This window comes from Lutibacter sp., from assembly GCF_013041805.1.
GTDB lineage: Bacteria > Bacteroidota > Bacteroidia > Flavobacteriales > Flavobacteriaceae > Lutibacter.
Window position 1 is genome coordinate 59,804 of the sequence record NZ_JABDRI010000055.1, and the last position, 12,466, is coordinate 72,269.

Below are 12,466 nucleotides of genomic sequence, written 5' to 3' on the forward strand. Positions count from 1 at the left end.
ATAAAATGAAGTTAGAAAAATCATTAGAATTATATACGAGAGGAAAAAAGCACTTAGTTGGTGCTGTAAATTCGCCGGTTAGAGCTTTTAAATCTGTTGGAGGAATTCCAATTTTCATTGAAAAAGCAAAAGGAAGCAAAATTTATGACGTAGATGGAAATGAATATATAGATTTTGTGCTTTCATATGGACCTATGATTTTAGGTCATAGAAATTCAGTTGTAGAAAAAACAATAAAAAAGTATATGAGAAATGGGTATACTTTTGGGGCTTCTACAAAAGGAGAAATTATTTTAGCTGAAATGGTTTGTGATGCTTTTCCGGGAATGGATAAAGTTAGATTTGTAAATTCAGGAACGGAAGCGGTATTAAGTGCTATTCGTTTAGCGAGAGCTTACACAGGTAAGAATAAAATTATAAAATTTGCGGGTTGCTATCACGGACATTCAGATGCTTTATTGGTAGCTGCTGGTTCAGGTTTGGCAACATTAAGTTTACCAGGAAGTAAAGGTGTTCCAGATGATGCAGTGAAGAACACATTAATAGCAGAGTTTAATAATATTGATAGTGTTGAAAAACATTTAGCTGAAAACAAAGATGTAGCTGCTGTAATTTTTGAGCCAATTGCTGGAAATATGGGAGTTGTTGAACCAACTAAAGAATTTATTGAAGAACTTAGAGACCTAACTAAAGCAAGTGGAGTTTTATTAATTGCTGATGAAGTAATGACAGGCTTTCGTTCAAAATTTGGTGGAGCTCAGGAATTGTTAGGAATTCAAGCTGATATTACTTGTTTAGGAAAAGTTGTTGGTGGAGGCTTTCCAGTTGGAGCTTACGGTGCAAGAAATGAAATTATGGAAATGGTTGCTCCTCTAGGAGAAATGTACCAAGCAGGTACGTTGTCTGGAAATCCAATTGCGATGAGTTGTGGAATAGCAACTTTAAAGGAGTTGCAAAAAAGAGATCCGTATAAAGATTTTGAAAAAACAGCTGCTTTTTTGGAGCGTTCTTTAAAAGCTGCAGCAAAAGAAAATGGGATCGATTTACAAGTAAATCGATTTGGTTCTATGATAAATGCTTTCTTCACAAAAGAAAAAGTAGTTGATTTTAAATCAGCTCAAACGAGTGACACTATTAAATTCAAAACATTTTTTTGGAAAATGATGGAGAATGGAGTGTTTTTGCCTCCTTCTCAATTTGAAGCTTGGTTTTTAGGAACTGCTATGACAAAAAGAGATATTTATAAAGTGAGATCGGCTATCAATGTTGCAATGAAAGCGGTTGCAGATAAAGAGAAAAAATAAAAGTAATATTTTATAAAAAATTACACTAGCAATAAATGATTAAAAACGATTTATTTTTAAGAGCTCTAAAAGGGGAAACGGTTGAAAGACCACCAGTTTGGATGATGCGTCAGGCAGGAAGATATTTGCCAGAGTTTATAGCAATTCGTGAAAAATATGATTTTTTTACACGTTGTAGAACTCCTGAATTAGCTTCAGAAATTACAGTACAACCAATTCGTAGATATGGAATGGATGCTGCTATTTTATTTTCAGATATTTTGGTAATTCCACAAGCAATGAATATTGAAGTGGAAATGAAAGAAGGTATTGGGCCATGGTTGCCAAATCCTATTCGTTCTCAAAAAGATGTGGATAATGTAATTGTTCCAGATGTAACTGTGGAATTAAAATATGTGATGGACGCTATTAAAGTAACTAAGCAAATGTTGAATGATGATATTCCATTAATTGGTTTTGCAGGTTCACCTTGGACAATATTATGTTATTGCGTGCAAGGTCAAGGTTCAAAAAACTTTGATAAGGCAAAAGAATTTTGTTTTACACAGCCAATCGCAGCGCACACTTTATTACAAAAAATAACAGATACAACTATTGCATATTTGAAAGAAAAAGTAAAATCGGGAGTAAATGCGGTTCAGGTTTTTGATTCTTGGGGAGGAATGCTATCTCCAACTGATTATCAAGAATTTTCTTGGAAATACATTAATCAAATTATTGAAGCATTAAAAGATGATGCACCAGTTATTGCATTTGGAAAAGGATGTTGGTTTGCATTGGAAGAGATGTCAAACTCAAATGCATCTGCTTTAGGTGTTGATTGGACAGTGACTCCGAAAGTAGCAAGAAAATTAACAGGAAATAAAATTACATTACAAGGTAATTTTGACCCAGTACGATTGCTATCGCCTCCAAAAGTGATAAAATCTATGGTAAAAGAAATGATTGATGATTTTGGAAAAGATAAGTACATTGTAAATTTAGGTCATGGAATTTTACCTCACATACCTTTAGATAATGCAAAAGCATTTATTGATGCTGTTAAGGAATACAACACATAATGAGTAAATTAATTCAAAAATATAATATACCAGGACCGAGATACACGAGTTATCCAACAGTTCCTTTTTGGGATAAAGAAGGAATTACTTTGCAAGACTGGAAAAATACGGTTAAAAAATCATTTGATGAAAGTAATGACCATGAAGGGATAAGCCTCTATATTCATTTACCTTTTTGCGAAAGTTTATGTACGTTTTGTGCTTGTCATAAAAAAATAACAAAGCGTCATGAAGTGGAGCAACCTTATATGGATACCGTGTTAAAAGAGTGGGATTTGTATTGTGATTTATTGGTTGAAAGACCTAAAATTAGAGAAATTCATTTAGGTGGTGGAACACCAACTTTTTTTTCTTCAGCTAATTTAAAAAAATTAATAAACGGGATATTTAAACGAGCAGATAAATTTGAAACTTTTGATTTTAGTTATGAGGGTCACCCTAATCATACATCAGAAGATCAATTACAAACTTTATATGATTTAGGCTCTAGAAGAAATAGTTTTGGAATACAAGATTATGATCCAATTGTCCAAAAAGCAATTCATAGAGTTCAAAGTTTTGAACAAGTTAAACGTGTAAATGATTTATCTCGTAAAATAGGATATGAATCTATAAGTCACGATTTAATTTTTGGTTTACCTTTTCAAACTGAAGAAAGCATTCGAAATACAATAAAAAATACAATTGCTTTAAAACCAGATAGAATAGCATATTATAGTTATGCTCATGTTCCTTGGATTAAAGGTGTGGGTCAGCGAGGTTTTGATGAAAATGATTTACCCAAGGATAGTGAAAAAAGGCATTTATATGAATTAGGAAAGCAGTTGTTTTTTGATAATGGTTATGTTGAAATAGGAATGGATCATTTTGCATTGCCAACTGATTCGTTGCATAAAGCTATGGAAGCAAAAAAATTGCATCGGAATTTTATGGGATATACTGCAGGGAAAACTGAATTAATGATAGGATTAGGAATGTCTTCTATTAGTGATTCGTGGTATGCATTTGCTCAAAATGAAAAAACAATTGAAGCTTATACCGAAAAAGTAAATAAAGGAATTATTCCAATTTTTAGAGGTCATTTATTAACTGAAACTGATTTAATTATTAGAAAACACATTTTGAATTTAATGTGTAATCTGGAAACAGAGTGGAAGATTGGTTTAGACACAAAGGTTAAAAATGAAATTGTTGATCGTTTAAGTGAAATTGTTGATGATGGCTTAATTGATATTACAGATAACAGAATTAAAGTAAAAGAGGAGGGAAGAATGTTTGTCAGAAATATTTGTATGGCTTTTGATTTACGTTTGATTGAGAACAAACCAGAAACGAGAGTTTTTTCAATGACTATTTAAATTATAAAAATAAATACATAAAAAAGCCGAACAGTACTGTTCGGCTTTTTTGATACTAAATATGTTATTATTTTATTCACCCATAGTTCTCATATAATGAACAGTAAGCCACATATCTTCTTCACTCATTTTCTTCTCAAAGTTTGGCATGTCTAAACGGCCGATGTAGCTTTTGTAAAAAAGAGCTCCGTCAGATTGCGCTTGGAATTCTTCAGTAGAAAAATCTCCTAAATCTCCATCTACTTCGTCAGCTTTTGGTCCATCACCATAACCTTCTTTACCATGGCAAGATTTACAATGTTTAGAATACATAGACTTTCCAATTGCAATATTATCTTTAGAAGCTTCTTCAGGGTTTGTCATTTTTTCATATTTTGCAGGTACTTTCCATTCTTCTTGAACTAGCTTGTTGAAAGATAAAAGTCCTAAGCAAATAATTCCGATGAATGTTAAAAATTTAATTGTTTTCATTTTTTTTCTTTTTTGATTTTAATGTTTATGTTAATTTATATAGTTAAAGGCAAATTTAGTGCCAAATAATTTTTATCTAATTGATTTTCTGTTTTTTACTGTTCAAGTTCTTTTTCAGCTGCTAAGGCAATCTCTTGTCCTTCTTTTTTAATTTTAAATAAATTTATTGCGGTGTATACGTAATTTGCCCATACCCCAACTAATAAAATTGTTAATACGATATACATCCATATTGGTGCAGCTTCAGACCATAATGTATTTCCGTCTTTAACAGATTCGGTTTTGAACGTCCCCCAATTTATAGATTTTTGTTGAATTAAATTTCCAAAATCATCATTATCTTCAATAATTGAATAAACCATAATATCACCATTAGCATCACCAGGAATATCCGTAGGAAACTCAAACTCGAATTCACCATCTTCAATAGTGCCTTCTTCCAATATCATTTTTGAAATCATTCCATTAATAGAAATTATTAAATCAGCTTCTTCTAGAGGAGTTTTTACTCCTAAACTGTCAATAGTAAAAGCTGTCACTAGTACAGTTTTTACACTGTCAATTTCTTCTAAATTTAATTCTAAAAATAAATCTTTAACTTGAATATCATCTTCTTCTTCATCCAATCCATCAGAACCTTCAAACTTTGCTATAAAGTTAATATACCCATCTTCATCTGTTGTATAAATTTGATTTTCAGGAACTATCAATTGAGCAATTCCCTCGTTTGAAGTTTTTGCAATACCTAATAAATCAGTTCCATTATAAAATGCTATTTCTGCATCAAAAACAGGAATTCTATCTTTTCTATCTTTTTTATTTTGTCCAATAAAACTAGCTTCAAGCAATCTAGAATTATCGTGTTGTTTAATAGTTTTTAAATTAAATCTCATTCTATAGTTACTTGCATCTTCCTCTTGAGCAAATAAATTAAAACTAAATAAAAATGCTATTATAAGTGAAGTAATAATGGTGTATTTATAATTTAAACTTTTCATGATTTCTACGTTATTAAATTACTCAGTTACAATTTTCTTAAAAGATTTTTTAACCTTTTTCTGCTCTCTCTCATTATCTATAATTCCAGACATTGGTATAACAGGTACCAATTTCATAATTAAAATAAAGAATAAAATAAATGCCGCAACTCCAGCAAAGCTTAAAGACCATTCAATCCAAGTGGCCGTGTAATGAACAAATTCTTCTCTTGTGTCTTGAATTGGTAAATAAGGCGATTCTAGAGTAGGTACAACTATTAAATATCTATTAAACCATAATCCTATAACAGCAATTACAGCTGCAAATGTGATGGATTTTATAGTCCTTAATTTTTTGAAAAATAAGATGGCTATTGGTACTAATACACCAATATAGTTAGCAAAAATAAACATCCAAAAATATCGTGTGAAAAGTGTATTTAGCAAGTTAGCATCTGAGAGTTTATGACTAAACCAGCGTGAAAAATATTCACTGAACGTAAAATAACCAAATAATAATGAAATTACTAATAACACAATTCCAGCACCAATAAAATGTACTTTTCTAATATAATGTTCTAAATGGTAATATTTTCTAATAAGATACATAGCTATAATAATTACGCTTATACCAGAGTATAAACCAGCAATTATAAAATATGGGGCAAAAATTGAGCTGTTCCATCCAGGTTGCAGTGTTAAGCTAAAAATCCATGCAAGTACGGAGTAGGCAACAATTGCTAATGCAATTACCATTGCTGACATTGTACGTGTTATTTTATGGAGTTTTTCTCTTTGAGTAGGAGTATCTTGATAACCAATAGCTAAGTATTTATATACTTTTTGTCTCCATTTTGAAGCATTTTCACTATGATCTCTTAGGATAGCAAAATCAGGTATAAATGTTAGGTATAAATAGATAAAACAACCAATTAAATCAGTCATAATTGCTATAATATCCCAAGTAATTGGCGATTGAATTCTTGGATATATAAATAAATAATGCAATCTATCTAAACGACCAATACATAGTAGAATAAATATTGGGCCAACAATTAACGATAAAACGGTAATTATTTCAACAATTCTTGAAACCGAATTTTTCCAAGGAGTTTTAAAAAAATGCAACACACCTGAAATAAATGCTCCGGAATAGCTTAAACATACAAAAAATATAAAATTTATAATGTAAATTCCCCATACTACATTATCTCTCATTCCTGTAACAATATGTCCTTTAAATAATTGAACAAAAAAAGCATACACGCCAACTAAAATTACAGCTATTAAAAAGCCTATCCAAATTTTAGAAGTTTTGGTCGTTTTTTCTAACATAGGAGAAAATTCTCTAGCCAATTCTCTTTTTCTATTTTCTAAATTCATAATTAAGAGTTTTGAAATTAAATTTTACCTTGTTTTTTTAAATCTTGAACAAACGGCACATCCTTGTAGCGTTCTATGATATCTTCTTCAACATCAAAACCACGTTCTAATGGGAACTGTCTATTTACAGCAGGTAAATAATATACATTTGGTTTGGTACCTAAATGTTCTAAATGACGATAACCTCCTCGGTCTTTAATAAGTTCTGAAAAACGTACAGTTTCTTCACCATTTGTTACAATATCCTCGTTTTTATCACCAAAATAGATAACGCCCATTGGGCATGAAGTTGCGCAATGTGGAAGTTTACCTTGTCTCAACATATCAGGACAGAAATCACATTTCATGACAGTTCCTTCCGCTGCTGGTACACTTGTTTCTGGAGAATATGGTTGAGATTTATCATCAAATTTTTCTTTGTGTCCCCAATTAAATTGACGCGCAGAATATGGGCAACTTGTAATACAAAATTTACACCCAATACAACGATCGTTGTCTACTAAAACAATATTATCTTCACGTTTAAAAGTCGCTCCAGTTGGGCAAACAGTTACACAAGGAGGTTCATCACAATGGAAACATGGTTTTGGTAACCAATATGGAGAAGCTTCTGGATTATCTTGAATTAGTTGAACTTTCATAAACTCTTCATTATAATCTAATTTGTGAGCTTTTTGACATCCTTCAACACATTTTCTAGCATTTTTACATTTTGCTAAATCTATTACCATTACAAATTTTCGATTAGGTATGCCTTCTCGTGATTCTTCTGGAGTTACTAGTGCTTCAGGATATTGATTGACATTGGTAGCATCAACTTCAACTATTTTACCATCTGGAGTTAATAATCTCATTTTTTCACCAGATTCAGCTACTTCTTCATCTTGAACTGCTAAGTTTGAAATTAAAGAAGCACCTGCAACAGCAGTAACACTAGACAGAAGACCTAACTTTAAGAAATTACGCCTGTTTGTGCTTTTTTTGTCGTTTTTATTGTTTTCCATAATGTTAAAAATCTATGATAAATTATGTTAAATGTTCTTATGTAAAGTTAGTTACATAAGGATTATTTTACTATGATTTATGTCAGTGAATTCAATATTAAAATAAGTTTTAGTTGGTTTAGAATTTAGCTGAAATAAGATGTTTAAGTATTTTAAGCGTTTGATAATTAGTTCAGTATAAAAAAGAAACAGACTAATATAATATTGAAAATCATTTGGGGTGATTTATCTATATATTAGCCTGTTTATTTTTAATTTTTACTTAAAAATTGTAAATTCTTGTAATGTTAAAACCGATTAAGAATTGACCTTTAAAAGGAGCAAACTCTTGTTGGTTATACATATAGTTCTTTTGTTGAACTAAACCATTATAATTAGTCGCAATTAACTGAAATTCGTGAGCTGATGTTGCAAATTCAAAACCAATACTAAAACCAGCTTTAGGATCCATGTCATTATCAAATTTTGTTATAGGCTGGCTATAATCAAATAAAATTGATGTTTGAGGGCTTATTTTATATCTACCACCAAAAGCAACAGAAACTAAATCATTTTCCATATCAGGATGCACTAAATTGTAGTGAGAAATACTCGGTGCAATTTGTAATGAAAGTTTTGTGTTGAATCTTTTAGCTATGATAACTTGATTAAAATAAGAATAGCGATCTTGAATCATACTAAATTTATCTTTTGTCCGTGCATCAATAGTAAAGTTACCATAGTAGGTTAAACTTATAGGCATACTGTTAGATCTTGTTTGTCTTAGTAGTGCCAATTTCCAATTGAAATCTTGTAAACGATTAAATTTTGTAGTTCCATATCCAATTGTTAATCGTTCATGAATACCATATGAAAGCGCTATTCTAATATTAGAATCTCCCCAAAATCCTGCCATGTCATTTCCTGAATCACTATTAACTACACCAAATCTATGCTGCATTTGAACTTCAAGAGCATCTTTACTTAATAGAACATTTGACGGGTTGTCAATAATTAGAGAACTTTCAAACGCATCTCTTTCAAGTTTTTCTTTTACTTTTTTATCTTTTCCATCATCTTCTTGAGCAATAGCTATAAAAGGTAATATTAGAAAGATAAAAAGTAATTTTATATAATTTTTCATATTAAATATCTTAAAATTTAGTTATCTAGTGCGCCTTGGTTTATCCAAGCTTTAATTAATTCAATTTCTTGGGCAGATAAGCCTCCATGTCCACTGTTAACCGTTGTGTAAAGTTCACTTCCGCTTGCATTATTAGCTGTTACATAACCAGAAAGTAAGGCGTTATAAGAATTTCCTTCTCTTAAGTCCGGATCTCTGTTAGCGTTGTGACAACCAATGCAATTAGCAGTAAAAATAGGTTGTATATCAGTACTTAGTGTTATGGCAACAAAATCAGGATCTCCTGGATCTGTTGGTATTTCTGGCGGATTAAGTATGTAATCAGGAATTTCATCATAATAACATGAAAAGCACAATAAACTTAAGCTGCTAACTAGAACTATTTGCAATAGTTTTTTCATTTGTTTTATTTTTAATTTGTTAACTTTTTCTTTCTAATTCTTTATTGAAATTAAAAAGTTAGCTGCATTACACTGATGTAAATTAGAGTAAAAACTCAGGAGATACCATCTCCTGAGTTTTTATATCAATATTATTGTAAAGCTTCAATTGAGTTTTTAAGTAATGCTTTTGAAAGTTTAGGGTTATGAACACCATGACTTTTATCTTCAAGTAAAGTTCTATAGTTCCAAGCAGCTTGTGCTTCAATATTTGGATATGTACCTGGTATTAGGTAATTGTCTTCTAGTAGAAGGCCTTTATCCATTAGTAATTGTTTTAAAGTAGCCATATCAGCAGTAAAGTCTGTAACTTCAGCTGGAGCTCCATTCGTATGACATGCAGTACAAGAGTCTTCAGTAACCCAGAAAGAGTGCATTCCGGTATTTGGATCTGTGCTTGCTCCCATATGGCAGCTTACACAACTAGATCCTGTCCTGTGAGTATTGTCACCGTTTGCCCCTGAACCTGGGTAACCTACAGAACCAGGTATATTAGCAGTTAGAATACCTTCTAATACAGTTGATTGTGGTCCATGATGTGGTCCAAATCGCTTACTTGTAATTTCGTATGGATCAGACCCTGCAGGAATTACATAAGAATTTCTTGGTTGGTGACAAGCAATACAGTTATTACTCGTACCTTCAAAGTCTAAAACAGTTATTCCATCATAATATAAAACTTCAGCATCTATTGATCTCAAAGCAAAATCATGTCCATCATTCTCGAAGTCAAATGTACTATGTTGATCATGACAAGTCATACAAGATACTGGACCTTGACCAGTATAACCATCAGGGTTAGTTGCACCAGTGTTTAAATAATCAAGATAACCCTCATTTGAGTGACATTGCGCACAACCATTTCTTCCTCCTGCATATCCAACTGCACCTCCTGCTGCGTGTCCTGACATAGCGTATGATTCATTAATTGGTTCGCGATGACTATTATTGTGACAAGCTACACACGATGCGGTTCCATCAACCCCGTTAACGCCATTTACTCCATCTATGCCATCAGTACCGTCAATACCTGATATACCTTGAGGGCCCATAATAGGGTCACTTGTACATTGAATAAATGTTAGACTTGATGCGAAAATTACTAAGAAGCCTATCAGTTTTAAATTTTTCATAATATTGGATATTTGTTTGTGTTTAATATTTAGTTCAAATTATTATGTAAATTTAGTTACATATAAATATTTAAAATATGATATAAGTCAGGAATTCAAATATTTTAAATTATTGAAAAACAATTAAATAGGTAATACACTAATAAATTAGGCAATAAAAATAAAGATGAAAGCGTCCTAAAAGTTACATTTGAATGTAATAATTGTTGCTAAGTGAATTTTTAAAAAAAATGATATATTTTAAGTGATGTATATCTTAAACTATTAATTATATTTTGGTAGATACATTGCATAAAATTTAAATTTAGCCTAATAATTGCTCCAATATTTATGATAATACTATTTGTGCTAAAATATATTTTTAGGCTAAAAAAACTTAAACAATAATTTTGAGACTATATTTTTTGTAAATTTGCAAAACCTAAAAAAAATCACAATGTCTAGATTTGAAATAAAACTTCCTAAAATGGGTGAAAGTGTTGCTGAGGCAACCATAACATCTTGGCTTAAAAATGTTGGAGATACTGTTGAGATGGATGAAGCCATTGTTGAAATTGCTACAGATAAAGTAGATTCAGAGGTTCCTAGCGAGGTGGAAGGAACGCTAACCGAAATATTGTTTGATGTTGATACTGTGGTGAAAGTAGGAGATACTATTGCTGTTATTGAAATTGAGGGTAGCGATTCTTTAAATGTAACTCAAAAAGAGATTTCAATTGAAGAGCCAAAAGTGGTAAAAGAAATTGAAAAAGAAGTAGAGACTATTAGCAAAGAATTTGCGATTGAAAAACTTTCGGCATCTGGAAAATTCTTTTCACCACTTGTTAGAAAAATTGCTACCACAGAAGGAATTTCAATGGAAGAGTTAGAAGCCATTGAAGGAACTGGCAAAGATAATAGAGTTACTAAAGATGATATTTTAGCTTATATAGAAAGTGGAAGAAGAACTGTAGATAAAGAGGTAGCTAAGGTTGATACGGTTGAAGAAATTAAGCCTGTTGTGGAAAGTGAAATAGCACCAAAAAAGGCTGTTCCAGTTTCTGTAAATGGTGAAGATGAGGTTATTGAAATGAGCCGTATGGGAAAATTAATTGCCCATCATATGGTCGAATCTGTTCAAACTTCGGCTCATGTGCAATCTTTTATTGAGGTTGATGTAACTAATATTGTAAAATGGAGAGAGCGTATAAAAGATTCGTTTTTTGCTAGGGAGAATGAGAAAATCACCTTTACTCCAATTTTTATGCAGGCTGTAGCGAAAGCAATTAAGGAGTTTCCTATGATTAATATTTCTGTTGATGGAGATAAAATTATTAAAAGAAAATCTATAAACTTAGGAATGGCTGCTGCTCTTGCCGATGGAAACTTAATTGTACCAGTAATTAAAAATGCTGATCAATTAAATTTAGTTGGAATGACTAAATCTGTTAACAATTTAGCAATGAAGGCGAGAAATGGTAAATTAAGTCCTGATGATATTCAGGGAGGAACCTATACGGTTACAAATGTTGGAAGTTTTGGTAGTGTTTTTGGAACACCAATTATCAATCAGCCACAAGTTGCTATTTTGGCATTAGGAGCTATTAGAAAGGTCCCTGCTGTTATAGAAACTTCAGAAGGTGATTTTATAGGGATACGACATAAAATGTTTATCTCGCATTCGTATGATCATAGAGTTGTAAATGGAGCGCTAGGAGGTATGTTTATAAAGTCTATTAAAGAAAGTTTAGAGTCTTGGGATGTGAATTCTGACTACTAAAGTTTTGAAAGTACATATTGAATATAAAAAAAGCTGTTTTTAAAATTTAAAAACAGCTTTTTTTAGAAATCAAATTTAAACTAACAACCACCTTCAGCCGGTGCTTTTTTCTTCTTTTTAACAGTAATAATCTTTTTCTTAGGTGGTTTTCTAACCACTACTTTTTCTTCAGCATCTTTTTGCGCTTTTTTCACAGATTCATCAATGAAAGCTTTTATATCAGCAATAGGTTCTTCTATTGTTACATTTTTAGTAATCAATTGATTGTCTGAATAACTATTTTCTACCGATAAAATCTTGATATTTGTATACCCTAATTTTGTTAACATTAAAAAAGCACCATTTACTTCATTAGGATTTTTTCCATATAAGAGAGCCACTTTTTCTTTTTCTACAATTTCGTTTAGAATATCTGTATTATCATCGCTTAATATTTCGGTAGTGGTAATATTA

Annotated in this window: 12 protein-coding genes; 4 read left to right on the forward strand and 8 right to left on the reverse strand. The window is 31.3% G+C overall.

Annotated elements, in window-relative coordinates; all coding sequences use genetic code 11:
* The first annotated feature begins 5 nt into the window (after nucleotides 1-5).
* The 3 genes from hemL to hemN are packed head-to-tail and all read left to right on the forward strand — an operon-like array spanning nucleotide 6 to nucleotide 3,723.
* Complete coding sequence (gene hemL, locus HKP59_RS07455) at nucleotides 6-1,304, forward strand: glutamate-1-semialdehyde 2,1-aminomutase (RefSeq protein ID WP_291805161.1); 1,299 nt, start codon at nucleotides 6-8, stop codon at nucleotides 1,302-1,304.
* A 35-nt stretch (nucleotides 1,305-1,339) separates the two neighbouring features.
* Nucleotides 1,340-2,365, forward strand: a complete 1,026-nt coding sequence (gene hemE, locus HKP59_RS07460) for a uroporphyrinogen decarboxylase (RefSeq protein WP_291805164.1) — start codon at nucleotides 1,340-1,342, stop codon at nucleotides 2,363-2,365.
* Nucleotides 2,365-3,723 carry an oxygen-independent coproporphyrinogen III oxidase gene (gene hemN / locus HKP59_RS07465; RefSeq protein ID WP_291805167.1) on the forward strand — a complete coding sequence of 453 codons (1,359 nt, stop codon included), beginning with the start codon at nucleotides 2,365-2,367 and terminating at the stop codon, nucleotides 3,721-3,723. Before hemE ends, hemN begins: the two co-directional genes overlap by 1 nt.
* Nucleotides 3,724-3,795: 72 nt before the next feature.
* On the opposite strand, the gene HKP59_RS07470 is transcribed toward hemN, so the two are convergent.
* From HKP59_RS07470 to HKP59_RS07500, 7 genes are all read right to left on the reverse strand, one after another.
* Nucleotides 3,796-4,194: a c-type cytochrome gene (locus HKP59_RS07470; protein WP_291805169.1), complete on the reverse strand. Its 399-nt coding sequence runs from the start codon at nucleotides 4,192-4,194 to the stop codon at nucleotides 3,796-3,798.
* A 95-nt stretch (nucleotides 4,195-4,289) separates the two neighbouring features.
* Nucleotides 4,290-5,192 carry a hypothetical protein gene (locus HKP59_RS07475; protein WP_291805172.1) on the reverse strand — a complete coding sequence of 301 codons (903 nt, stop codon included), beginning with the start codon at nucleotides 5,190-5,192 and terminating at the stop codon, nucleotides 4,290-4,292.
* An 18-nt stretch (nucleotides 5,193-5,210) separates the two neighbouring features.
* Complete coding sequence (gene nrfD, locus HKP59_RS07480) at nucleotides 5,211-6,554, reverse strand: NrfD/PsrC family molybdoenzyme membrane anchor subunit (RefSeq protein WP_291805175.1); 1,344 nt, start codon at nucleotides 6,552-6,554, stop codon at nucleotides 5,211-5,213.
* Between the two features lie 17 nt (nucleotides 6,555-6,571).
* The gene (locus HKP59_RS07485) at nucleotides 6,572-7,558 is read right to left on the reverse strand and encodes a 4Fe-4S dicluster domain-containing protein (protein ID WP_291805178.1); all 987 of its coding nucleotides are present in this window, start codon (nucleotides 7,556-7,558) and stop codon (nucleotides 6,572-6,574) included.
* 262 nt (nucleotides 7,559-7,820) lie between these two features.
* The gene (locus HKP59_RS07490; RefSeq protein WP_291805181.1) at nucleotides 7,821-8,681 is read right to left on the reverse strand and encodes a DUF5777 family beta-barrel protein; all 861 of its coding nucleotides are present in this window, start codon (nucleotides 8,679-8,681) and stop codon (nucleotides 7,821-7,823) included.
* A gap of 17 nt (nucleotides 8,682-8,698) precedes the next feature.
* Nucleotides 8,699-9,082 (reverse strand): hypothetical protein, encoded by a 384-nt coding sequence (locus tag HKP59_RS07495; RefSeq protein WP_291805183.1) that lies wholly within the window; start codon nucleotides 9,080-9,082, stop codon nucleotides 8,699-8,701.
* Between the two features lie 131 nt (nucleotides 9,083-9,213).
* Nucleotides 9,214-10,254, reverse strand: coding sequence for a hypothetical protein (locus HKP59_RS07500; protein WP_291805186.1), 1,041 nt, complete (start codon nucleotides 10,252-10,254; stop codon nucleotides 9,214-9,216).
* A gap of 436 nt (nucleotides 10,255-10,690) precedes the next feature.
* Here HKP59_RS07500 and HKP59_RS07505 point away from each other — a divergent pair, with 436 nt between their 5' ends.
* Nucleotides 10,691-12,013, forward strand: a complete 1,323-nt coding sequence (locus HKP59_RS07505; RefSeq protein WP_291805188.1) for a dihydrolipoamide acetyltransferase family protein — start codon at nucleotides 10,691-10,693, stop codon at nucleotides 12,011-12,013.
* Between the two features lie 80 nt (nucleotides 12,014-12,093).
* On the opposite strand, the gene HKP59_RS07510 is transcribed toward HKP59_RS07505, so the two are convergent.
* The coding region (locus HKP59_RS07510) for a hypothetical protein (RefSeq protein ID WP_291805190.1) at nucleotides 12,094-12,466 on the reverse strand (373 nt) is incomplete at its 5' end.